The organism is Trabulsiella odontotermitis (assembly GCF_030053895.1).
In the GTDB taxonomy this organism is placed as follows: Bacteria; Pseudomonadota; Gammaproteobacteria; order Enterobacterales; family Enterobacteriaceae; genus Trabulsiella; species Trabulsiella odontotermitis_C.
Window position 1 is genome coordinate 4,525,283 of record NZ_CP125781.1, and the last position, 24,223, is coordinate 4,549,505.

The window sequence follows — 24,223 nt, forward strand, 5'->3', positions numbered from 1 at the left end:
ACGTACGCTCGTGATTCAGACGCCCGGGCGAACACCCAGCGTGTGGCAAATCGCGTAGCTCATTTCGGCGCGGTTCAGCGTATAGAAGTGGAAATCCTTCACCCCTTCACGACTGAGGATCTTCACCATATCCATAGCGATGTTAGCGCCCACCAGCTTGCGGGTCTCTGCGTCGTCGTCCAGCCCTTCAAACATCGCATCCATCCACTTCGGTACGCGGACGTTGGTCATGGTGGCGAATTTCGTTAGCTGTTTATAGTTACTGACCGGCAGGATCCCCGGCACGATTTCCACATCGATACCGGTCGCCACGCAACGATCGCGAAAACGCAGATAGCTTTCGACATCAAAGAAAAACTGGGTGATCGCGCGGTTAGCGCCCGCGTCGATTTTACGCTTCAGGTTGATGAGATCCGCTTGCGCGCTTTTCGCTTCCGGGTGGACTTCCGGGTACGCGGCGACGGAAATATCAAAATCTCCCACCTCTTTCAGCAGAGCGACCAGGTCAGACGCATACATGTCCGGCTTGCCGCTGCCGGGCGGCAGGTCGCCGCGCAGCGCGACAATGTGGCGAATACCGTTGTTCCAGTAATCCCGCGCGATGGTACGCAGTTCGTCGCGCGTGGCGTCGATACAGGTCAGATGCGGTGCCGCTTCAAGCCCGGTGCGCTCTTTAATGCCCTTAATGATGCTGTGCGTGCGATCGCGTTCACCCGAGTTCGCGCCATAAGTAACGGAGACAAACTTCGGCTTCAGGCTGCTCAGGCGATCGATTGAGGCCCACAGGGTTTGCTCCATTTCACTGGTGCGCGGCGGAAAGAATTCAAACGAAACGTTAATCTGGCCCTGGAGTTCTGCCAGACTCTGATTCAGGGCTTCCCGCTGGTTGGCGTGAAAAAAGCTCATACCTTACCTCATCAATCTCATGTCGTTATGTGTTGTGTTTCGAACTTCTATACGTTTAGACGTCCAGATGTAAAAGTGACGGAAAAGCGGGATGCCGTCAACTGAAATATCACGATGAAGGCTGAGGAAATTTCAGGCAAGTTGAAAAAAGTTCATGATGAGGGAAGCGGAAAGTATGCCCTCTCCCGCAAGAAGAGGGCATCAGAACGGAGAATTACAGCAGTTGCGCTAGGCGGTTGATATCTGACTGAATCGCGCCTGCGGTGACGTCACGTCCGGCGCCCGGACCGCGGATCACCAGCGGGTTATCACGATACCAGCGGCTTTCGATGGCGAAGACATTATCGCACGGCAGCAGCGCAGCCAGCGGGTGCTCGGCGCGAACCGCTTCAACACCGACGCGCGCTTTGCCATTGGCGTCGAAACGCGCGACATAACGCAGAACCAGCCCCAGCTCCTGCGCGGCTTCCAGACGCTGCAGCATCTGCTCGTTAAGTTCGTCACCGTTCTCAAAGAAGTGATCGATAGATCCCTCTTCGCAATGCAGAGGTACCAGTGACTCAACGCGAACCTGATCCGGTTCGATGTCATAGCCCGCTTCACGCGCCAGGATCACCAGTTTGCGCATCACGTCTTTCCCTGAAAGGTCAACGCGCGGATCCGGCTCGGTCAGCCCCTGCTGCCACGCCTGATCAACCAGATCGGTAAACGGTACGGTGCCATCAAACTGCAGGAATAACCACGACAGCGTGCCGGAAAAAATACCGCTGATCGACAGGATCACATCGCCGCTTTCACGTAAATCACGTACGGTATGGTTCACCGGTAAACCGGCACCGACAGTCGCGTTATACAGCCAGTGACGGCCGGTTTTTTCAAACGCGTCGTGGATCTGGCGGTATTTATTGCTGGAGCTGGCACCCGCCAGTTTATTGGCGCTGATGACGTGGAAACCATGGCTGGCAAAATCGAGATACTGATCGGCCAGTTGCTCGCTGGCGGTGACGTCCAGCACCACCAGATCGTCATACGGATGCGCGCGCATCCACAGGAACAGGGATTCTTCATCCTGTTCGATCGCTTCGTCGTTGAAGAACGCCAGCGCCCGGCTGGCATCCAGCCCGTCGTAATTCAACAGGCTGCGTCGGCTATCCACCACCCCGGCGAGGATAAATTCAAACCCGGTACGCGCCGAGAGCGTGCTCTGTTCGCGGGCAAACAACTCCAGCCAGCGGGAACCGATATTGCCTTTGCCGAACAACACCAGGCCAATGCGCTTCTCGGCACGGAACAACGACTGGTGCAGCCCCTGGATCAGGCTCTCCGTCGGGCCGGTACGCAGCAGCGCGACGAGGCTGATCCCCTCTTCCGACTGCCAGGTGAACTCCACCGGCTGGCCTTTCAGCTGCTGCCAGAAACGGTGGCAGTGCAGTGGGTTACGGGTGACGCCTGCGCCAACCATCGCCACCAGCGCCAGCCCCTGACGCAAACGCAGCTCGCCTGGCAGCCCGGCTTCATCAAGCAGTTTCAGGGCGCTGTCGACCACTTCTGAGGTGTAGCAAAACTGCAGCAACTGGCGATCGGCATGAACGCCCACCGCCAGCGGACGCATCTGCGCACGCTTGAGAATGACATCGATATCTTTATGCGCCTGTCTGAAGTCCTGGCTGGCTGGCACATGGAATTCAATCAGGCACACATCGTCATGGCTGGTGACAATGCGCGCGCCGGTACCCGACGCCAGCACGCGTTCAATACGCGTCGAGCCCTGATCCGGCGTGTAGCTGCAACGCAGTTGCAGATCGATATCACTGCCGGAAACCGGCTGAAGGGTACGCGCATGCAGAACCGGCGCGGCCAGACGCGCCAGTTCGCTGGCTTCATCCAGGCGCAGCAGCGGCAGCAGACAGGCATCTTTAACTTTACGCGGGTCGGCGCTGTACACCCCGGCGACGTCGCTCCAGATGGTGACGCGGGAAACGCCCGCCAGCGCGCCAACCTGGGTGGCGGAATAGTCGGAACCGTTACGGCCCAGCAACACCGTTTCCCCCGCATTGTTGCGTGAGATAAACCCGGTCACCACCAGACGTTTATTCGGATGTTGCGCCAGCAGTTGTTGCAGCAGTGGATAAGAGAGGCCTTCATCCACCTGCGGTTGCGCAGCACGTTCAGCGCGCAGGAATTCACGCGCATCCAGCCAGACGGCGTCCAGCCCCTGCTCCCGCAAAACGGCGGACATCAGACGCGCAGACCACACTTCGCCGTGGCCAACCACTTCCGCGTACACCGCGTCGGTCACGCCACTGTCGAGCAGCGCCGCCAGACGCTCGAGATCGTGGATAAACTCGCTGATCATGCCATCGGCAATCGCGGCAGGGAGCAGACCGCTAATCAGCTCGGTCTGGTAACGACGCAACGCTTGCTGAACCTGATGCGCAGAGAGGCGATCAGTCTGGCTTAATTTCAGCCAGCTGATCAGCTGGTTGGTGGTGCTGCCCGCCGCAGAGACAACCATCATATCGCCCGGCATCGAATATTCCGTCATGATGCCCGCGACACGCAGGTAACACTTCACATCCGCCAGACTACTCCCACCAAATTTGTGCAGCTGACGACCCTTCGCCCCTGCCTGCGCAATCACACTCATGTTTACCCCTCTGCTGCGATCCGGAAGCCATTTTCCAGATCGGCAATTAAATCTTCACCGTCTTCAATACCTGTAGAGATGCGTAGCAACATCTCGGAAATGCCCGCGGCAGCACGCGCTTCCGGTGCCATACCCGCGTGCGTCATGGTCGCGGCATGGGAGATCAGGCTTTCAACGCCGCCCAGCGATTCCGCCAGCGTAAACAGCGACAGACCGCTCAGGAAACGGCGCAACGTTTGCTCGTCGCCATCCAGTTCAAAACTCAGCATCGCGCCAAAACCTTTCTGCTGACGCGCCGCGATCTCATGCCCCTGGTTTTCCGGCAAAGACGGATGATACAGCTTTTTCACCAGCGGTTGCTGTTTCAGATAATCAACAATCGCCTGTGCGTTACGCTGAGCGACTTCCATACGTGGCGACAACGTACGTAACCCGCGTAATAACAGATAGCTATCAAACGCGCCGCCGGTGACGCCAATATTATTGGCCCACCAGGCCAGTTCAGTGACCACGTCCGGATCTTTCGCAATCACCACGCCCGCCACCACATCGGAATGGCCGTTCAGGTATTTCGTGCAGGAATGCAGAACCAGATCGGCGCCCAGCGCCAGCGGATTCTGTAACGCCGGGCTTAAGAAGGTGTTATCCACCACGCTAATCGCCCCGGCTTCACGCGAAAGACGACAGATTTTCTCAATATCGACGACGCGCAACAATGGGTTGCTTGGACTTTCTACCAGCACAAGCTTCGGTTTTTCTGCCAGCGCCGCTTTCAGCGCCGCGTCATTGCCCTGATCGACAAACAAAACACGGTAGCACCCGCGTTTCGCCAGGCTGTCAAACAGACGATAGCTGCCGCCATAACAGTCATGCGGCGCGACCAGCAGATCGCCAGGATTAAGATAAACGGTGGTCACCAGGTGGATAGCCGACATGCCGGTGTTAGTCAGTACCGCGCCCGCGCCGCCTTCCAGCTCCGCCAGCGCCCGCTGGACGACATCACGCGTCGGGTTGCCGCGGCGCGAGTAGTCATGCGCGCGGGGTTCATTAAAACCGGTGAAATTGTAGGTGCTGGAGAGATGAATCGGCGGGACGACGCAACCGTACTGTTCGTCGTCATTTAACCCGCTACGCACTGCGATAGTGGCCTGTTTACGCGTCATGTCTGGGCTTCCTGGCTTAATCGGTGAAGGTCAGGGCACAGAGTAACCACTGCCACATTGGACGTCAATACATCTGGACATCTAAATGTCTTTGCGTATAGATTGAGCAAACGACAAATAGCCGTTAAAATTATATGCATTAGCGCACAACTGTGGAGGCTTTCCCCGTGTCACGGCTTCGCCTCTACGGTAAAATACGCACGTTTATGGTCTGAGCGACAGCTTCTGGCCCTTTATTAATGACTGACAGGATTAAGGTATCTCATGGCTGAATGGAGCGGCGAATATATCAGCCCATACGCTGAGCACGGTAAGAAGAGTGAGCAAGTAAAAAAAATTACGGTTTCCATTCCTCTGAAGGTGTTAAAAATCCTCACCGATGAACGTACCCGTCGTCAGGTGAACAATCTGCGTCACGCCACCAATAGCGAACTGCTGTGTGAAGCGTTTTTGCATGCCTTCACCGGTCAACCGCTACCTGACGATGCTGACCTGCGTAAAGAGCGTAGTGATGAAATTCCGGAAGAAGCGAAAGTGATCATGCGCGAACTGGGAATCGACCCGGAGACGTGGGAATACTGATGCGCTGATGGCGGTGAGTATCGGCCAATAATGTCAGTCATCCATGCCCGGCGGCGCAACGCCACCGGGCAAATATCACCTGTTAGCTTTGTAGCGCCTTCTGCCGATTAAGATAACCAATCGTATTGTTACCCCACAGCTTCTCGTAAGGCATACCTGCCAGCATCTCTACTGTCTGACGCGCTTGCGGAGTGATAGCCTCCGGCGTCAGGCGACCCGCCGCACGCATTTTCAGGGTTTCTTCACGCAACACGCTATGTGTTTTGAGGTTCAGGCGGAACTTCAGAGAGATCAGAAAGCCAATCAGCAATACGCAGACGGTACCGACACTGAGGATCATCAGGATGGTGTGGCTCACGCCGGGTACCTGTGTTGGCTGACCCGACACAAATCCGGAAAGCTGCATGACGATACCCACCAGCATGACCGCACCAGCCTGCGAGGCTTTGCGCGTCAGCGTCATTATTCCGGCGAAAATCCCCTCGCGACGCTGACCGGTGACCACTTCATCGACATCGGCAATATAGGTATAGATATTCCACGGAATATAGTTGATGCCGCCGCGGCCCAGCCCGGCAATGGCGGAGATAAGCAGCAACAGTGAGTAGTTGTCGCTCATCCCGCTATAATACAGCCCGGCATAGGACAGCGCACTCAGGCCAAACAACGTGACCACCACCCGGTACGAAGGCGCCTGTCCAAAGCGGATGCACAGCGGGATCATCGCCATTACCGCGATAAATTGCAGGATAGCCATGGTTCCCATCAGGTCAGAGGCCAGCGTCGGACTTTGCATCAACACAAACACCACGTAGTAGGTAAACACGGCGTTAAAGACATCCTGCGCAATATAGCCACCCAGGTACATGCCAAGATGTTGACGGAAAATGCGGATGCGGAATGTTGAACTCAGTTCAATGATCAGTCGATGCAGGCTTTGACCGAGGGTCAGTTTTTGCGCCTGAGCAGCAAGCTCTTCCTCACTACGATCACGTTCCCAGGTAAAGCACCACACCAGCGTCAGCACGATGGCACACATGATGGAGAACACCAGGCTGGCGTAGAAGAAGGAGATCGCGTTGTCTTTACCGAAGTGGTTCAGCAATACGCCCGGCAGAAACGCCGCGAGGATCGCCGACAATTGCGCCATACCGATACGTGCGCCGGAAAATTTGGTTTTCTGTTTGAAATCATCGGTCATTTCCGGCACCAGTGTTTCATAAGGCACCAGAATCATTGTGTAAACCACATCAAACAGCAGATACGTCACCAGATAATACCAGTACCCCATATCGCCCATCCACATCAGGCTGTATGAAAAAACACAGGGAATGCCCAGTAAAATAAAGAACTTGCGGCGACCAAAACGCTTTCCTGCCCACGTATTGCCAAAGTTATCGGTAAGATACCCCATCAGCGGACTTACCACGGCATCCAGTATTCTTGCCATGGCAAAAATAAAAGTCGCCTCTATCGGCGTTAATCCGCAAAACGTTGTGTAGAAATAAAGTAACCATGCTGCGGTGAGCGCTGTCGTCCCTGCGCCCAGACAATCCCCTGAACCATAGGCCAGGTAATTGATAATACCAATTTTGCGCTTATTCATTTTTCTTTCCTGCTATATACGCAATAGAACCAGATACAGTGTCGTAACTTACTCGTTATTTAATAGCATCACGGGTCAGAAGTTATAACCAATCCCTACGCGATAACGGGTTTGTCGATCGGATGTCGTGGTGGTGTTATAGCCGGAAGAGACGTTGCCAATTTCAGCAAAGGGAACCCAGGAGCCAAATTTATAAGCAACGCGGAAGTTATATTCGTAATCTTCTTTTTTGTTGTTATATAAATCTTCGCTATCGGCAATTTTATAAATACCATTCAGCTCAAACATCCAGTTTGCGACGTTATAGCCGAGCCAGGCTTCAGGCCGGTACACCATACGGTCATCTTTGCCATCAGCGTTCCTGCGTGCATATTCCTGGCGATAGCGGAATGCGGTCCACCAGCTATCGTTAATGTTGTATTGTACGCGGATATAAGGCTTATAGATCGTGATGTTATCGCCTGTTTCAACCGCAACGCCAGGCTGCCAGACCAGATCCTGCCAGGTGAACTGATAGCTTGCCGTATACTCGTTACCATTACTTTCCATATTATTCCAGGCACTATTAGACTGTGCATCATCGGAACGAGAAATGGCTTCTACCGCAACACCGAATCCTGTTGCAAAACGATGGGACATATAAACACGGTCATAGTTACGTCCGTCATCGTAATATTCATGGCGGTAATCAACGTAACCAGCATGCGCGGCACAGGATAATACTGAAATAAGTAATAAGACATATTTTAATTTCATGACCAACCCTCTCAAAAAGTGAGATCCCAGCAATAGAATAAACCTGTGATTTACACCGAAGTGAAAATCACAAAGTCTGATTATAGAATTGAGTAGCGTCATGAACTTTATGGCAGCGCCATCATAAAAACCTTTTAAATTTTGCCACAAAATAAAATTGATGGCAGAAAACGAAAGATTACAAAGACGGAGATCAATAATAAAAACAATTTATCATAAAATGAGAAACATCGTTTCAATTAATAAAAATGAACGGTTTTATAACAGTTTCACTACAAAGACAGGAAAGGACCGTGACAGGAGGAAAAGCGGACACAAAAAAAGCGCCTTGCGGCGCTTTTTTCTGGGAGCAAAACTTATTTGCTGCCCGGGATGCTGAAACGCTTGTTGAAGCGGTCAACACGACCACCGGTTGCAACATCACGCTGCTTGCCAGTGTAGAACGGGTGGCAGTTGCTGCACACGTCCAGGTTCAGATCGTGACCCACGGTAGAATGGGTTTTGATCACATTACCGCAAGAACAAGTTGCAGTAATTTCTACATAATTCGGGTGAATACCTTTTTTCATGGGAAACCTCAGTTAAGGCCGCGTCGCTCTTCCAGCCCCAACGCCGGACACCACGCGATGTTAATAATATAGGTAGTTTAACGCGACTATTTCGCATTAAAGGCGGCGAATGATACAGAATTTAACCAGCGTATGCAAACTGATCCGCACTTCCCCTTCGTGTAATGTGTATACTAACGCGCCACTTTTCAAGTCAGGAAGATTCAATGCTCGTTGCTCACGTTGCCTTGCCCGTTCCGCTGCCCCGCACCTTTGACTATCTGCTGCCCGACAGCATGAGCGCCAAAGCCGGGTGTCGTGTACGCGTGCCGTTTGGCAAACAGGAGCGAATCGGCATTGTGGTATCGGTGAGTGACAACAGCGAGTTGCCGCTTGCTGAGCTGAAAAACGTGGTTGAGGTGCTGGATGGCGAATCCGTCTTTACCACTACCGTCTGGGGAATGCTGTTGTGGGCTGCGGAGTATTATCATCATCCTGTTGGTGATGTGCTTTTCCACGCGTTACCTGTCCTGCTGCGCCAGGGCAAACCGGCCAGCCATGCGCCGCTGTGGTACTGGTTCGCCACGGAACAGGGCCAGGCTATCGACATTTATAGCCTGAAGCGTTCGCCGAAACAGCAGCAGGCGCTGGCCGCACTTCGCCAGGGGAAAATCTGGCGCCATCAGGTGGCAGATCTGGAGTTTACCGACGCCACACTGCAAACGCTGAGAACAAAAGGATTGTGCGAACTGGCAAGCGAAACGCCGCCACTCGCCGACTGGCACAGTGAATATGCGGTGGCGGGCGAGCGTCTGCGGCTCAATACCGAGCAGGCCACCGCTGTTGGCGCCATCCACAGCGCGGCGGATCGTTTTTCCGCCTGGCTGCTGGCGGGCGTGACCGGCTCCGGCAAAACCGAAGTTTATCTGAGCGTACTGGAAAATGTGCTGGCGCAGGGGAAACAGGCGCTGGTAATGGTGCCGGAAATCGGTCTGACGCCTCAAACCATCGCCCGCTTTCGCCAGCGCTTTAACGCCCCTGTGGAAGTGCTGCATTCCGGCCTCAACGACAGCGAACGCTTGTCCGCCTGGCTGAAAGCCAAAAACGGCGAAGCGGCAATCGTCATCGGAACGCGCTCTTCCTTATTTACTCCTTTTAAAAATCTCGGCGTCATCGTCATCGATGAAGAGCATGACAGCTCCTATAAACAGCAGGAAGGCTGGCGCTATCACGCCCGTGATCTGGCGGTCTACCGTGCGCACAGCGAGCAAATCCCGATAGTACTCGGTTCGGCGACCCCCGCACTGGAAACCCTGCACAACGTTCGCCAGCGCAAATACCATCAGCTAAACCTGACAAAACGCGCCGGGAACGCGCGCCCGGCGAATCAGCATGTGCTGGATCTTAAAGGCCAGCCGCTGCAGGCCGGGCTGTCGCCGGCGCTGATGAGCCGCATGCGCCAGCATTTGCTGGCGAATAATCAGGTGATCCTGTTTTTGAACCGCCGTGGTTTTGCGCCTGCGCTGCTGTGCCACGACTGCGGCTGGATTGCCGAATGCCCGCGCTGCGACAGCTATTACACACTGCATCAGGCGCAACAGCAGTTGCGCTGCCATCATTGCGACAGCCAGCGTCCGGTGCCACGCCAGTGTCCGTCGTGCGGATCCACCCACCTGGTGTCGGTCGGGCTGGGGACGGAGCAACTCGAACAGGCGCTCGCGCCACTGTTTCCGGGTGTACCCGTCTCGCGCATTGACCGTGACACTACCAGCCGCAAAGGCGCGCTGGAGAAGTATCTGCAAGAGGTGCATCGCGGCGGCGCCCGCATTCTCATTGGTACGCAGATGCTGGCGAAAGGCCACCATTTCCCGGATGTCACGCTGGTGGCGCTGCTGGACGTCGATGGCGCGCTGTTCTCGGCCGATTTCCGCTCGGCGGAACGCTTTGCGCAGCTGTATACTCAGGTCTCCGGCCGCGCCGGTCGCGCCGGGAAACAGGGCGAGGTGATCCTGCAAACCCATCACCCGGAACACCCGCTGCTGCAAACGCTGCTGCATCAGGGTTATGACGCCTTTGCCCAACAGGCGCTGGCCGAGCGTCAGACCATGCAGCTCCCGCCATGGACCAGCCACGTACTGATCCGCGCGGAAGATCATAACAACCAGCTGGCACCGCTGTTTCTGCAACAGTTGCGCAATCTGATTCAGGCAAGCCCGCTGGCGGACGACAAACTGTGGGTGCTTGGCCCGGTGCCCGCGCTGGCGCCAAAACGCGGCGGTCGCTGGCGCTGGCAAATTTTGCTACAACACCCTTCCCGCATCCGCTTGCAACATATCGTGAGTGGCACGCTGGCGCTCATCAATACGCTGCCTGAATCGCGCAAAGTGAAATGGGTGCTGGATGTTGATCCGATTGAAGGCTAAGGCCTTTCCCTGCGAGCCAGATCGAGAAATTCAAGATTCATCACATTTTTCATGAAAATTCTGTAACTCTCATGACCCACTATCTGATAAAAATGTGAGCTGAAGTCAGAGACAGCGGATGTGTCTGCACCCGTCAGCGAGGAGAAACCAGGTGAAGCCTAAAAAAGAGGTCGTTGCTGCTACCATGAAGGACGTTGCCATCAAGGCCAACGTCTCAACGGCAACCGTGTCCCGTGCGTTAATGAATCCCGACAAAGTGTCGCAGGCAACCCGCAACCGGGTTGAACAGGCGGCGCTGGAAGTCGGCTATTTACCGCAGTCGCTCGGTCGCAACATGAAGCGCAACGAATCACGCACGATTCTGGTGATTGTCCCGGATATCTGCGATCCCTTTTTCAGCGAAACCATCCGCGGTATTGAAGTCACTGCCGCCAAACATGGCTATCTGGTGCTGATTGGCGACTGCGCGCATCAGAACCAGCAGGAAAAAACCTTCATTGATCTGATCATCACCAAACAAATTGATGGCATGCTGCTGCTGGGCTCACGGCTCCCCTTTGACGCCAGCATTGAAGAACAACGCAATCTGCCGCCAATGGTGATGGCCAACGAGTTCGCGCCTGAGCTGGAACTGCCAACCGTTCACATCGACAACCTGACCGCCGCCTTTGACGCCGTTAATTATCTCCACGAACTGGGCCATGAGCGGATTGGCTGCATCGCCGGCCCCGAAGAGATGCCGCTGTGCCACTACCGTTTGCAGGGCTACGTACAGGCGCTGCGTCGTAACGGCATCACAATTGATCCGCACTACATTGCGCGCGGTAATTTCACCTATGAAGCGGGCGGCCAGGCGCTGGAACAGTTGCTGGCGCTGCCGAAACCGCCCACGGCGGTATTCTGCCACAGCGACATCATGGCGCTGGGCGCGCTCTCATATGCGAAACGTCGGGGGCTGAAAATCCCGAATGATTTGTCTCTTATTGGCTTTGATAACATCTCGTTATCGGAGTTTTGCGACCCGCCGTTGACCACCGTCTCCCAACCGCGTTTTGATATCGGCCGCGAGGCGATGCTGCTGTTATTGGATCAGCTGCACGGGCAAAATGTCAGCAGTGGCTCGCGTTTACTTGACTGTGAACTGATCGTTCGCGGCACGACGCGTAAAATAAATCCCTAAAGCAAACGGCTTTCGGACACGGTCATCTGGTCAAAGCCCCGCCGCTTAAGTAACATGGCGGGCTGAGAAACGAATAAATACAGCGAAACGATAGTGGCACAACGAGATTATGTACGCCGCAGCCAACCGGCTCCTTCGCGGCGCAAAAAGAGCACCTCAAGGAAAAAGCAGAGCAGCTTTTCTTCCGTTTCACCCGCTATGGTCGCCATCGCTGCCGCTGTGCTGGTGGCCTTTATCGGTGGCCTGTATTTTATTACCCACCACAAAAAAGAAGATGCCGATACGTTGCAGAGCCGTCAGATGACGGGCAACGGTTTGCCGCCAAAACCTGAAGAGCGCTGGCGTTACATTAAAGAGCTGGAAAGCCGCCAGCCTGGCGTTCGCGCGCCAACAGAACCGTCTGCGGGCGGCGAAGTGAAAAATGCCGATCAACTGACGGATGAACAGCGCCAGTTGTTAGCGCAGATGCAGGCCGATATGCGCCAGCAGCCGACGCAGCTCACCGAAGTGCCGTGGAATGAGCAAACGCCGGAGCAGCGCCAGCAAACGCTGCAGCGTCAGCGTCTGGCTCAGCAACAGCAGCAGGCGCAACAGCAACAACAGTGGACGCAAACGCAGCCTGTCCAGCAGCCCCGTACGCAACTCCGCGTCGCGGAGCAGCCGCGCACCGCGCAAACGACCCAGCCGCCGCGTCAGACGCAGCAGCCGAAACAAACAACCTCCAGCCAGCAGCCTTATCAGGATCTGATCCAGACGCCGGCGCATACCACGGCGCAACAGCCGAAAACGCAGCAGGCAGCGCCGGTCACCCGTGAACCGGAAGCGCCGAAAGCGACGGCGGAGAAAAAAGACGAACGCCGCTGGATGGTACAATGCGGTTCGTTTAAAGGCGTCGACCAGGCCGAAACCGTGCGCGCCCAGCTCGCCTTTGAAGGCTTTGACTCCCGCATCACCACCAACAACGGCTGGAATCGCGTCGTTATCGGCCCGGTAAAAGGCAAAGATAACGCCGACAGCACCATCAACCGCCTGAAGCTGGCCGGTCACACAAACTGCATTCGTCTCGGCGCCGGGGGTTGAAACCCCCAAATTGCCCCCCATCTATAATTGCATTCTGCCCCGTACACTGTGCGGGGCGCGTATTCTGAATTGCAACCAAGGGGTCTGCTCGTGACAACAATAGTAAGTGTTCGCCGTAACGGTCATGTGGTTATCGCCGGTGATGGTCAGGCCACGCTGGGCAATACCGTCATGAAAGGCAACGTGAAAAAAGTCCGCCGTCTGTACAACGACAAAGTGATTGCTGGTTTCGCGGGTGGCACTGCAGACGCGTTCACGCTGTTCGAACTGTTTGAACGTAAACTGGAAATGCACCAGGGCCATCTGGTCAAAGCGGCCGTTGAGCTGGCAAAAGACTGGCGCACCGATCGCATGTTGCGCAAGCTCGAAGCCCTGCTGGCTGTCGCGGACGAAAACGCCTCTCTTATCATCACCGGTAACGGTGACGTCGTTCAGCCTGAAAACGATCTGATCGCCATTGGCTCCGGCGGCCCTTATGCGCAGGCTGCAGCTCGCGCGCTGCTGGAAAACACCGAAATGGGCGCCCGCGACATCGCGGTCAAAGCGCTGGATATTGCAGGTGATATCTGCATTTATACCAACCATTTCCACACCATCGAAGAATTACCCTCTAAAGCGTAAGGATCTCCCATGTCTGAAATGACCCCACGCGAAATTGTCAGCGAACTGAACAAACACATTATCGGCCAGGACGCGGCGAAGCGCTCCGTGGCTATTGCCCTGCGTAATCGCTGGCGTCGTATGCAGCTGGATGAAGAGCTGCGCCATGAAGTAACGCCAAAAAATATTCTGATGATCGGCCCGACCGGTGTCGGTAAAACGGAAATCGCCCGTCGCCTGGCGAAGCTGGCTAACGCGCCGTTTATCAAGGTCGAAGCCACTAAATTCACCGAAGTGGGCTACGTCGGGAAAGAGGTGGATTCCATCATTCGCGATCTGACCGATGCCGCCGTGAAAATGGTGCGCATGCAGTCGATCGAGAAAAACCGCTATCGCGCGGAAGAGCTGGCGGAAGAGCGCATTCTTGATGTGCTGATCCCCCCGGCGAAAAATAACTGGGGCCAGAACGAAGCGGCACAGGAACCGTCTGCCGCGCGTCAGGCATTCCGCAAAAAACTGCGTGAAGGCCAGCTGGACGACAAAGAAATCGAGATAAACCTGGCGGCAGCGCCGATGGGCGTTGAAATCATGGCGCCGCCGGGAATGGAAGAAATGACCAGCCAGTTGCAGTCCATGTTCCAGAACCTGGGCGGGCAGAAACAGAAACCGCGTAAGCTGAAGATCAAAGACGCGCTGAAACTGCTGGTGGAAGAAGAAGCCGCGAAACTGGTGAACCCGGAAGAGCTGAAGCAGGACGCCATTGATGCCGTTGAGCAGCACGGGATCGTATTCATCGACGAAATCGACAAAATCTGTAAGCGCGGCGGCAACACCTCCGGCCCGGACGTCTCCCGCGAAGGTGTGCAGCGCGACCTGCTGCCGCTGGTGGAAGGCTGCACCGTCTCTACCAAACACGGCATGGTGAAAACCGACCACATTCTGTTTATCGCCTCCGGGGCGTTCCAGGTGGCCAGCCCGTCTGACCTGATCCCGGAACTGCAGGGTCGTCTGCCGATCCGCGTTGAGCTGCAGGCGCTGACCACGGAAGATTTCGAGCGCATCCTGACAGAGCCAAACGCCTCCGTTACCGTGCAGTACAAAGCGCTGATGGCGACTGAAGGGGTCAACATCGACTTTACCGACGATGGTATCAAGCGCATCGCCCAGGCCGCGTGGCAGGTTAACGAATCCACCGAGAACATCGGTGCGCGTCGTCTGCACACCGTGCTGGAACGTCTGGTGGAGGAAATCTCCTTTGATGCCAGCGAACTGGGCGGCGAAACCATTACCATTGACGCAGATTATGTGAGCAAACATCTGGATGCGTTGGTGGCAGATGAAGATCTGAGCCGTTTTATTCTATAATCGCGGTAAATGCATTTTCATCTTTGTTGATGGGGGCTTTCGCCCCCATTTTTTTGGCTGGAACTATGACTGAAATTAGCCGCACTCAGGCCTGGCTGGAAAGCCTCCGCCCTAAAACGTTGCCCCTCGCGTTTGCCGCGATTGTCGTCGGTACTGCGCTCGCCTGGTGGCAAGGATATTTCGATCCGCTGGTCGCTGTGCTGGCGTTGATCACCGCGGGTTTACTGCAAATCTTATCCAACCTGGCAAACGACTACGGCGATGCCATGAAGGGCAGCGACAAGCCTGATCGCCTCGGGCCGTTGCGCGGTATGCAGAAAGGGATGATCACCCAGTCGCAGATGAAGCGGGCGCTGATTGTCACCGTCGCGCTGATTTGCCTCTCCGGTCTGGCGCTGCTGTTTGCCGCGTATCAGGGAATTGGCGACTTTATCGGCTTTCTGGTGCTTGGCGGGTTGTCGATCATCGCCGCCATCACTTATACCGTCGGCACGCGTCCGTACGGTTATATCGGGCTTGGCGACATTTCAGTGCTGATTTTCTTCGGCTGGCTGAGCGTGATGGGTAGCTGGTATCTGCAGGCGCATAACATCCACCCGGCGATTTTCCTGCCCGCCACCGCTTGTGGTCTGCTGGCGACGGCAGTGCTGAACATCAATAATCTGCGCGACATTACCAGCGACAGCGAAAACGGCAAGAACACGCTCGCCGTACGCCTCGGTCCGGTTAATGCGCGCCGTTATCACGTCTGTCTGCTGATGGGCGCCCTGCTCTGTCTGGCGCTGTTTAACCTGATTTCACTGCACAGCCTCTGGGGCTGGCTGTTTATTCTCGCCGCGCCACTGCTGGTGAAACAGGCCCGTTATGTGGTGCGTGAACGCGATCCGGCAGCCATGCGTCCGATGCTCGAACAGACGGTAAAAGCGGCACTGCTGACTAACCTGCTGTTTGTGATTGGGATTATCGGCAGCAGGCTCGCAGCGTAACTGACAAATATCAATTAACAATTGATGATTTTGCCAACAACGCACTTAGCGCGATATACTGAAAACTCTTGCAGCAACTGAACGTAAATCCTATGAAATACGATACTTCCGAGCTTTGTGACATCTATCAGGAAGATGTCAACGTCGTGGAACCGCTGTTCTCCAACTTTGGAGGACGTTCGTCGTTTGGTGGGCAGATCATCACGGTGAAATGTTTCGAGGATAACGGGTTGCTGTACGATATGCTCGAACAGAATGGCCGTGGCCGCATTCTGCTGGTCGATGGCGGTGGTTCTGTCCGTCGGGCATTACTTGATGCCGATCTCGCCCGTCTTGCCGTTCAGAATGAATGGGAAGGCATTGTCATCTATGGCGCGGTGCGTCAGGTGGATGACCTGGAAGAGATGGATCTGGGCATTCAGGCGCTGGCGGCAATCCCGGTGGGTGCTGCGGGTGAAGGCATTGGCGAAAGCGACATTCGCGTCAATTTCGGCGGTGTGACCTTCTTCTCTGGTGATCATCTGTATGCCGACAATACTGGCATTATCCTGTCCGAAGATCCCCTCGATATCGAATAATGACCGACAAAAAAGCCTTCTCAATGAGAAGGCTTTTTTTATTCTGCCGACAGGCTCAGCCCATCAGTACAATTTCTTCGCGCAGTCCAGCAGGTCAGTCTTGAACGGACGCTTCATATTTTCGATAGCATCGATGATGTCGTGGTGAACCAGTTTCTCGTTCTGGATACCAACGCAGCGACCACCGTAACCCTGCTGCAGCAGTTCAATGGCATAAGCGCCCATACGGGAAGCGAGAATACGGTCGTAAGGCACCGGAGAACCACCACGCTGGATGTGACCCAGAACGGTTGCACGGGTTTCACGGCCGGTTTCTTTCTCAATGAAATGCGCCAGTTCGTCAACGTCGCAAACGTGCTCAGTAATCGCCACAATCGCGTGTTTCTTGCCTTTCGCAATACCCGCTTTGATTTCAGCAACCAGATCGTTACGGTTGAATTCCACTTCCGGCACCACAACGAACTCACAGCCGCCAGCAATTGCCGCCGCCAGGGTCAGGTCGCCGCAGTAACGGCCCATCACTTCTACGATGGAAATACGCTGGTGAGAAGAAGAGGTGTCACGCAGGCGGTCAATCGCTTCAACCACGGTACCCAGTGCGGTGAAGAAACCGATGGTGTAGTCAGTGCCTTTGATGTCGTTGTCGATGGTGCCCGGCAGACCGATGCACGGGAAGCCCATTTCGGTCAGACGTTGCGCACCGAGGTACGAACCGTCACCGCCAATAACCACCAGCGCGTCGAGCCCGCGTTTTTTCATGTTTTCGATAGCCACAGCACGAATATTTTCATCGCGGAATTCCGGGAAACGCGCTGAACCGAGGAAGGTGCCGCCACGGTTGATCATATCGGAGACACTGTAACGGTCGAGCTGAACCATACGATCTTCATACAAACCCTGGTACCCGTCGTAGATACCAAAAATTTCCAGACCTTCTGACAAGGCTGCGCGCACAACGCCACGGATCGCCGCGTTCATGCCCGGAGCATCACCGCCACTTGTCAACACACCGATTTTTTTAATCATGACTACCTCTGAACTTAGGAATGCTAAAAATTAATTCTTTTGCCCGAAGCGCTCCCGGACCGGGGAGTGAACGACTCTATTAGTAGCAATAGTATATCAAGCTCTTCGTGCTGAATTGATTCAGGTCAGACCAAACGGCGGTAATTTATACAAAAAATGCCAGTCCGGCCGGTAAATTTACAACCGATTACGAAAGTTCAAACTGCCCCTGGTGGCCCTGAGGTACCACTGAGCAGGGATCCTGGTGAATAATCACATCAGACCCCGGGAAACGCTGCAAAATTGCCTGCTCCACCTGCTCAGCCACTAAATGCGCCTGAACTAATGGCAAGTTATCTTCCATTTCCAAATGAATCTGAATAAAGCGGGTCGGCCCTGACTGCCGCGTTCGAAGATCGTGCGCGCCGCTGACGCCGGGCCAGCTTGTCACGATACTGATTATTTCGCTACGTTCATCGTCCGGCAGCGCACGATCCAGCAGCGACTGCACCGCATCATAACCCATACGCAACGCGCTATATAAAATATAGATGCCAATGCCCAGCGCAAACAAGGCATCGGCGCGATGCCAGCCATGCCAGGCAAGCCCCAGCGCCACCAGAATCGCACCGTTCATCATAACATCAGACTGATAATGTAGCATATCGGCGCGAACGGCCTGGCTTTGCGTCTTGCGAACCACCCAGCGCTGAAACGTGACCAGCATCAGGGTGCTGATGAGCGCAATAATCGTCACAATCACCCCGATGCCCGGCTGGTTCATCGGCTCTGGTTGCACCAGATGCTGAATGCCGGTGAGGAACAAAAACAGCGCCGATCCGGAAATAAACATGCTTTGCGCCAATGCCGCCAGCGACTCCGCTTTGCCGTGGCCGAAGGTGTGCTCTTCATCTGCAGGCTGTAGCGAATAACGCACCACCAGCAGGTTGGTCAGCGAGGCGGCGATATCCACTAATGAATCTACCAGCGCCGCCAGAATACTGACGGACCCGGTAAACCACCACGCGAAAATTTTAATTACCAGCAGCACGGTAGCCATGATCGTCGCCGCGATCGCCGCCCTGCTGACAAGTCGTCCATAGGATTGGTTCATAGACACTCCAGCTCGTTTCTGCGGCTAGTATAGCGGATAGCGGTGAAGGATTAATTTCCTAATTAACAGGCAAAAAAAACCCCCTCATCATGAGGGGGAAGACAGGGATGGTGTCTATGGCAAGGAAAACAGGGTTTGTTACTGGTGACTCAGGGTACTACTGCTACTGGAAAGCGCCATGGCTGCGTTTTGCTGCATCCTGGCAATCTCTCGCAACTGGTCCATTCGTTGCTGATGCTTGTCATTTAAAACCGCCTGCTGCTCCGGGGTTAACAGGTGGTACATCTGATTTCGTACCTTCGCCATTTCGACCTGGCGAGCGACCTGTTCTTGCGCCATCTTTTCAGCCTGGGCGCGCACAGCGGTTTCATCAAAACGGTTTGCGGTGATAAGGCGATGCATTATCTCCTGTTCGCTAACATTAACGGGGGGCTGGTCATGCCGCGCTCGTTGCATAAGATCCCGCATCTGTTGGCGCTGATGTTCGGTTAAACTTATGCCGTCGAACATGTGGTTCTGACCGTTTCGCTGGGCGGGGCCGACATTCGGCTGCCCGTTAACGCTGGTGTCGACTTCAGCAGCCTGGCTATAAGCACTTAGCGCCAGCGTTGAGGCCATGACGGCAGCGATAACTTTGCGCATCACTTGCTCCCAAAAACTTTAATGTCGCGATTCAACGAGAGACAGTCTACGATTCAGGCTGCAAACATGCGTCAGGGGGTGTAAAACAACGTAAAGTCATGGATTAGCGAGCCTTGATGACGTACTTTCTGCCTCGGAGGTATTTAAACAATGAATAAAATCCTGTTAGTTGATGATGACCGGGAGCTCACCTCCCTGTTAAAGGAGTTGCTGGACATGGAAGGCTTCAACGTTCTGGTCGCCCATGATGGCGAACAGGCGCTGGCGCTGCTCGACGACAGCATCGACTTGCTTTTACTCGATGTGATGATGCCGAAGAAAAACGGTATCGACACACTTAAAGAGTTACGACAGACACACCAGACCCCCGTCATTATGCTGACCGCGCGCGGTAGCGAGCTGGATCGCGTGCTGGGCCTTGAGCTTGGCGCGGATGACTATTTACCGAAACCGTTCAATGATCGTGAACTGGTGGCGCGTATTCGCGCGATTTTGCGCCGTTCCCACTGGAGCGAACAGCAACAGAACAGCGACAACGGTTCGCCGACACTCGAAGTCGACGCATTAAGCCTCAACCCGGGGCGCCAGGAAGCGAGCTTCGATGGCCAGGCGCTGGAACTGACCGGCACCGAATTCACGCTGTTGTACCTGCTGGCGCAGCATCTCGGCCAGGTGGTTTCTCGCGAACATTTGAGCCAGGAAGTGCTGGGCAAACGCTTAACGCCGTTCGATCGCGCGATCGATATGCATATCTCCAACCTGCGCCGCAAACTACCTGAGCGCAAAGATGGTCATCCCTGGTTTAAAACCCTGCGTGGCCGCGGCTATCTGATGGTATCCGCTTCATGATAGGAAGTTTGACCGCACGTATCTTTGCCATCTTCTGGTTGACGCTGGCACTGGTGCTGATGCTGGTATTGATGTTGCCGAAACTGGATTCGCGTCAGATGACCGAATTGCTGGAAAGTGAGCAACGTCAGGGACTCATGATTGAACAGCACGTTGAAGCTGAGCTGGCCAACGATCCTCCTAATGACCTGATGTGGTGGCGCCGACTGTTTCGCGCTATCGATAAATGGGCGCCTCCGGGGCAGCGCCTGTTGCTGGTCACCAGTGAAGGACGTGTGATCGGCGCCGAGCGTAGCGAAATGCAGATCATCCGTAACTTCATCGGTCAGGCGGATAACGCCGATCACCCGCAGAAGAAAAAGTATGGTCGGGTAGAGCTGGTCGGGCCCTTTGCCATCCGCGATGGGGAGGATAATTACCAGCTCTATCTGATTCGCCCTGCCAGCAGTTCGCAATCCGATTTTATCAACCTGCTGTTTGACCGCCCGCTGCTGTTGCTGATTGTCACCATGCTGGTCAGCTCACCGCTGTTGCTGTGGCTGGCGTGGAGCCTGGCGAAACCCGCCCGTAAGCTGAAAAATGCGGCGGATGAAGTGGCGCAGGGGAATTTACGCCAGCACCCGGAACTGGAAGCCGGACCGCAGGAATTCCTGGCGGCTGGCGCCAGTTTTAACCAGATGGTGACCGCGCTGGAACGCATGATGACCACCCAGCAGCGTTTGCTGTCGGACATCTCCCACGAGCTTCGCACGCCGCTGACGCGCTTACAGCTCGGCACAGCGCTTCTGCGTCGCCGTGCGGGCGAGAGCAAAGAGCTGGAGCGCATTGAAACGGAAGCGCAGCGTCTGGACAGCATGATCAATGATCTGCTGGTGATGTCGCGCAATCAGCAGAAAAACGCGCTGGTCAGTGAAACGCTGAAAGCAAACCAGTTGTGGAGCGAAGTGCTCGACAACGCCGCGTTCGAAGCGGAACAGGTCGGCAAATCCTTCACCGTGGAATACCCGCCGGGCCCGTGGCCGCTGTACGGTAACCCGAATGCGCTGGAGAGTGCATTTGAAAATATCGTTCGCAATGCGCTGCGCTATTCGCACACCAAAATCTCGGTGGCGTTTGCGGTGGATAAAGACGGCATCACCATTAACGTGGATGATGACGGCCCGGGCGTGAGCCCGGAAGACAGAGAGCAGATTTTCCGTCCATTCTACCGTACCGACGAGGCGCGGGATCGTGAATCCGGCGGTACCGGTCTGGGGCTGGCGATTGTGGAAACCGCCATCCAGCAGCATCGCGGCTGGGTAAAAGCGGACGACAGCCCGCTCGGGGGTTTACGTCTGACGATCTGGCTGCCGCTGTACAAGCGCGCGCCGTAATAAAACCCCTCTCTCCATCGGAGGGAGGGTTATTTCCCCGTCAATCGCCGCGAATTATCCTCAATCTCACCGCTTAAACGCCGCTTCTGCATTGTCCTCGCCCAACTGACCGATAACCCCGCCGCCGACAGCAAACGGTGATACTGTTCATCATCAAACGGCAGATGCCAGGCAATGGCCGCCGCCTCATAAACTGATATTTCGCTCAGCCGCGATACCAGCTCCAGCGGCGATTCACTGGAGACCTTTCCCGGCGCAATCACCCGATACAGCCAGCCCACGTTGCCGCTGCTCTGCATCTGCGACGCCATGTCGCTGATATTAAAGTGATAATTCAGCTTGTAACAGGGAGAGCGCGGCTGCGTGATTTGAATCAGCGCATCACCCCAGCGAAAAATATCACCGATAAAGGCGTTCTGCTCAGTCAGCCCCTCGGTCGACAAATTCTCGCCAAACGCCGGGGCGCAGAACTGCTCTGCCAGTTCGGGAAACTGCCGCGCCCAGTCGGCGTAATGCTCACGCGGATAATGGCACAGCGCGCGATCGGGCCCGCCGTGATACTTCTTTTCAGCCTGCTCGTCGCCTTCCAGCCCCAGCTCCGTCAGCATCAGTTCGCCGTCGAGCTGAATCTTGGCGATAGCACTCGGCCCGCTACCTGCGTAGTCGCGGATCCTGCCTGTAAAAACCTCCACCGGATATCGCATGTGTTCTCCCTTCCGTTTTGTCGTCGCAGACGATAGTAGAACACATTTTTTTGTTCATTGACTAAGCAAAATGCGACCGGCGTAAACCTTATGTTTCAATGTTCGTGCTATTCATGAAGATTATTTGAAACGCCATTTCACAACAAGGAGTCAACGACATGACCACGCATTCTCGTTTTTCTGGCGTCTGGTGCCCTTCGATAACGCCGATGGATGCACAGGGCGCGCTCGACATGAACGGTCTCTCTCAACATCTCGCTCGCCTGACTGCGGCGAGAATTGACGTCATTTTGCTGATGGGCAGTATCGGTGAATTTGCCTCGCTCAGCCTTGAGGAGCGCCTGCAGCTCATCCGCGAGGCGCGCGCCATGTCGCCGCTGGCAATGGTTGCTAACGTCTCTTCCACCTGCGTGGCGGATATCGTGCGCATGGCGGAGGAAGCGTTCCGCACCGGCTATGATGGCGTGATGGTGCTGCCACCATACTATTACGGGCAGACGTCAAATCAGCTGTTGAGCTATTTCAGAGCGCTCGGCAAGCAGTTCAGCGGTAAATGGTTCGCCTACAATTTCCCGGCGCGTACCGGCTGCGATATCACCCCGGAAATCACCGCTACGCTGGCGAAAGAGTTCCCGAATTTCGCCGGGATTAAAGACACAGTGGATTGCCAGTCGCACACGCGCAATATCATTATCGCCACCGAAGCTGTACGTAACGATTTCGCGGTGCTCTCCGGTTATGACGAATACTTCATTCCTAACCTGCTGGCGGGCGGTGCGGGGATTATTTCCGGGCTGAATAACATCATGCCGGAGCTGTTCGTGCAGGCGCGGGAAGCCTGGGCAGCAGGCGATTTCCAGACGCTGCATAATGTCCAGCGGGAGATTGGCCGCTTCATGTCGATCTATTCGATTGGCGACGATTTTGTCACCACCATCAAAACCGTAGTATCACGTAAGTTTGGCTACTGTCAGCCCCACTCCCGCAACTTTGGCGGCGAGCTTAGCGCCGCACAGTGTCAGCACATCGACAGCGTGTTCGGCATCCAGTAACGACAAAAAGCCCGGCAATGCCGGGCTCCTTTATGTTCCATAACAAACAGTTATTTAACCGTTTCGCGGATCTCCGCTACCGCCGCCTGGCCTTTCACTTTACGCGACCAGATGGAGGTCAGGATAGGCACCAGAATAGAGGTCACAATCACCGAGGTTGCGACCAGCGAGGTAGCTGCCGGTGCCATCGGTTTGAATGCCGGGATCATTTCCGCAATCAGTACCGGTGTTGCCACCGCCGCACCTGCGGAGCTGGACGCGGCAAGACCCGCGGTACCGTCGCCGCCACCGATGTACTTGTCAGCGATAATCAGCGGAATACCCGTCACCACAATGACCGCCAGACCCAGCAGGACACCCAACAGACCGGTCTGTGCAATCACGGTCAAATCGATAGTGTTACCCAGCGCGAAGGCGAAGAAAGGGATCAGCGTATGGACGGCGTTACTGAAGAAATCGCGCAGATCAGGGTCAAGGTTGCCCAGCGCGAAACCGACCAGGAACGGCAGTACCGCACCGACAAACACATGTGGTTCAAAGGAGGCGATGCCCGCGGTACCGAGGATAATCATGGTCATCAGCGGACCAGACTCCAGCGACATCAGAACAAACGCGCCCGCTTCTTCTTTGGTGCCGTACTGCTGCATGATAGACGCGTACAGACCACCGTTGGTCATATCCATTGCCGCCACCAACGCCAGCGTGGACATCCCGGCAAAGAACCCGACCTCAACACCATGTTCCGGAATAATGCGTGACGCAATAGCAGCCACTACCCACGCCACGGCAATTTTGGTCACCACCAGCGTCCCGGATTTACGTAATACCGTACCGGTCGCGCTCAGTTTGATGGACGCCCCCATGCAGAAGAACCAGACGGCCAGAATTGGCACGGTGCCGGTGATCAACCCATTGGTAAAGGAACCAAAATATTTGCCCGCACCGGGGGAGAAGGTATGGCAGAGCGCGCCCAAAAACAACGGAACAAGCATCATACCACCCGGTATTTTTTCTATCGCACGTTTGATCTGCATATTCTCACCTTAACTCACTGAATTATAAAT

General features: G+C 55.2%; 22 protein-coding genes. 11 read left to right on the forward strand and 11 right to left on the reverse strand.

Features of this window, described 5'->3' with window-relative positions; all coding sequences use genetic code 11:
- Positions 1–15: 15 nt before the first annotated feature.
- From metF to metB, 3 genes are all read right to left on the reverse strand, one after another.
- The gene (metF, locus tag QMG90_RS21510; protein WP_283281805.1) at positions 16–906 is read right to left on the reverse strand and encodes a methylenetetrahydrofolate reductase; all 891 of its coding nucleotides are present in this window, start codon (positions 904–906) and stop codon (positions 16–18) included.
- Positions 907–1,120: 214 nt separating this feature from the next.
- Complete coding sequence (locus tag QMG90_RS21515) at positions 1,121–3,553, reverse strand: bifunctional aspartate kinase/homoserine dehydrogenase II (protein WP_283281807.1); 2,433 nt, start codon at positions 3,551–3,553, stop codon at positions 1,121–1,123.
- A 2-nt stretch (positions 3,554–3,555) separates the two neighbouring features.
- Positions 3,556–4,716, reverse strand: a complete 1,161-nt coding sequence (gene metB / locus QMG90_RS21520) for a cystathionine gamma-synthase (protein WP_283281809.1) — start codon at positions 4,714–4,716, stop codon at positions 3,556–3,558.
- Positions 4,717–4,980: 264 nt separating this feature from the next.
- Between metB and metJ the strand changes: the two genes are divergently transcribed.
- A complete protein-coding gene (gene metJ / locus QMG90_RS21525; protein WP_038160250.1) occupies positions 4,981–5,298 on the forward strand; it encodes a met regulon transcriptional regulator MetJ in 318 nt (105 codons plus the stop codon).
- Positions 5,299–5,380: 82 nt separating this feature from the next.
- On the opposite strand, the gene QMG90_RS21530 is transcribed toward metJ, so the two are convergent.
- From QMG90_RS21530 to rpmE, 3 genes are all read right to left on the reverse strand, one after another.
- Complete coding sequence (locus QMG90_RS21530) at positions 5,381–6,904, reverse strand: MFS transporter (protein ID WP_283281812.1); 1,524 nt, start codon at positions 6,902–6,904, stop codon at positions 5,381–5,383.
- A 75-nt stretch (positions 6,905–6,979) separates the two neighbouring features.
- A complete protein-coding gene (locus tag QMG90_RS21535; RefSeq protein WP_283281813.1) occupies positions 6,980–7,660 on the reverse strand; it encodes an oligogalacturonate-specific porin KdgM family protein in 681 nt (226 codons plus the stop codon).
- A 356-nt stretch (positions 7,661–8,016) separates the two neighbouring features.
- Positions 8,017–8,229 (reverse strand): 50S ribosomal protein L31, encoded by a 213-nt coding sequence (gene rpmE, locus QMG90_RS21540; protein WP_049847383.1) that lies wholly within the window; start codon positions 8,227–8,229, stop codon positions 8,017–8,019.
- Positions 8,230–8,435: 206 nt separating this feature from the next.
- Between rpmE and priA the strand changes: the two genes are divergently transcribed.
- The 7 genes from priA (at position 8,436) to rraA (ending at position 16,420) form a co-directional block, all read left to right on the forward strand.
- Positions 8,436–10,631, forward strand: coding sequence for a primosomal protein N' (priA, locus tag QMG90_RS21545; protein WP_283281816.1), 2,196 nt, complete (start codon positions 8,436–8,438; stop codon positions 10,629–10,631).
- 151 nt (positions 10,632–10,782) lie between these two features.
- Positions 10,783–11,811: a DNA-binding transcriptional regulator CytR gene (gene cytR, locus QMG90_RS21550; RefSeq protein WP_283281818.1), complete on the forward strand. Its 1,029-nt coding sequence runs from the start codon at positions 10,783–10,785 to the stop codon at positions 11,809–11,811.
- Between the two features lie 93 nt (positions 11,812–11,904).
- Entirely contained in the window at positions 11,905–12,891 is a 987-nt protein-coding gene (gene ftsN / locus QMG90_RS21555; protein WP_283281820.1) for a cell division protein FtsN, read from the forward strand.
- A 90-nt stretch (positions 12,892–12,981) separates the two neighbouring features.
- Positions 12,982–13,512: an ATP-dependent protease subunit HslV gene (gene hslV / locus QMG90_RS21560; RefSeq protein WP_038160233.1), complete on the forward strand. Its 531-nt coding sequence runs from the start codon at positions 12,982–12,984 to the stop codon at positions 13,510–13,512.
- 9 nt (positions 13,513–13,521) lie between these two features.
- Positions 13,522–14,856 (forward strand): ATP-dependent protease ATPase subunit HslU, encoded by a 1,335-nt coding sequence (hslU, locus tag QMG90_RS21565; protein ID WP_283281822.1) that lies wholly within the window; start codon positions 13,522–13,524, stop codon positions 14,854–14,856.
- A 65-nt stretch (positions 14,857–14,921) separates the two neighbouring features.
- Positions 14,922–15,842 carry a 1,4-dihydroxy-2-naphthoate polyprenyltransferase gene (menA, locus tag QMG90_RS21570; protein WP_283281823.1) on the forward strand — a complete coding sequence of 307 codons (921 nt, stop codon included), beginning with the start codon at positions 14,922–14,924 and terminating at the stop codon, positions 15,840–15,842.
- A 92-nt stretch (positions 15,843–15,934) separates the two neighbouring features.
- The gene (gene rraA / locus QMG90_RS21575) at positions 15,935–16,420 is read left to right on the forward strand and encodes a ribonuclease E activity regulator RraA (protein WP_038160224.1); all 486 of its coding nucleotides are present in this window, start codon (positions 15,935–15,937) and stop codon (positions 16,418–16,420) included.
- 63 nt (positions 16,421–16,483) lie between these two features.
- Here rraA and pfkA read toward each other — a convergent pair whose 3' ends face one another.
- The 3 genes from pfkA to cpxP all read right to left on the reverse strand — a co-directional run bounded on the left by pfkA (position 16,484) and on the right by cpxP (position 19,181).
- Positions 16,484–17,446 (reverse strand): 6-phosphofructokinase, encoded by a 963-nt coding sequence (gene pfkA, locus QMG90_RS21580; RefSeq protein WP_054180918.1) that lies wholly within the window; start codon positions 17,444–17,446, stop codon positions 16,484–16,486.
- Positions 17,447–17,633: 187 nt separating this feature from the next.
- Positions 17,634–18,539, reverse strand: a complete 906-nt coding sequence (fieF, locus tag QMG90_RS21585) for a CDF family cation-efflux transporter FieF (protein ID WP_283281827.1) — start codon at positions 18,537–18,539, stop codon at positions 17,634–17,636.
- A 138-nt stretch (positions 18,540–18,677) separates the two neighbouring features.
- Complete coding sequence (gene cpxP / locus QMG90_RS21590; protein ID WP_283281829.1) at positions 18,678–19,181, reverse strand: cell-envelope stress modulator CpxP; 504 nt, start codon at positions 19,179–19,181, stop codon at positions 18,678–18,680.
- A 150-nt stretch (positions 19,182–19,331) separates the two neighbouring features.
- Between cpxP and cpxR the strand changes: the two genes are divergently transcribed.
- Complete coding sequence (gene cpxR / locus QMG90_RS21595) at positions 19,332–20,030, forward strand: envelope stress response regulator transcription factor CpxR (RefSeq protein WP_038161537.1); 699 nt, start codon at positions 19,332–19,334, stop codon at positions 20,028–20,030.
- Positions 20,027–21,403: an envelope stress sensor histidine kinase CpxA gene (gene cpxA, locus QMG90_RS21600; RefSeq protein ID WP_038161535.1), complete on the forward strand. Its 1,377-nt coding sequence runs from the start codon at positions 20,027–20,029 to the stop codon at positions 21,401–21,403. The genes cpxR and cpxA overlap by 4 nt, the downstream gene beginning before the upstream one ends.
- Before the next feature lie 29 nt (positions 21,404–21,432).
- On the opposite strand, the gene yiiM is transcribed toward cpxA, so the two are convergent.
- Positions 21,433–22,107 carry a 6-hydroxyaminopurine reductase gene (yiiM, locus tag QMG90_RS21605; protein WP_283281831.1) on the reverse strand — a complete coding sequence of 225 codons (675 nt, stop codon included), beginning with the start codon at positions 22,105–22,107 and terminating at the stop codon, positions 21,433–21,435.
- A gap of 158 nt (positions 22,108–22,265) precedes the next feature.
- Between yiiM and QMG90_RS21610 the strand changes: the two genes are divergently transcribed.
- On the forward strand, positions 22,266–23,159 hold the full coding sequence (locus tag QMG90_RS21610; protein ID WP_283281833.1) for a dihydrodipicolinate synthase family protein: 894 nt from the start codon (positions 22,266–22,268) through the stop codon (positions 23,157–23,159).
- A gap of 50 nt (positions 23,160–23,209) precedes the next feature.
- Here the strand turns inward: QMG90_RS21610 and kdgT are convergent, their stop codons facing one another.
- On the reverse strand, positions 23,210–24,193 hold the full coding sequence (gene kdgT, locus QMG90_RS21615; protein ID WP_283281835.1) for a 2-keto-3-deoxygluconate transporter: 984 nt from the start codon (positions 24,191–24,193) through the stop codon (positions 23,210–23,212).
- Positions 24,194–24,223 lie beyond the last annotated feature (30 nt).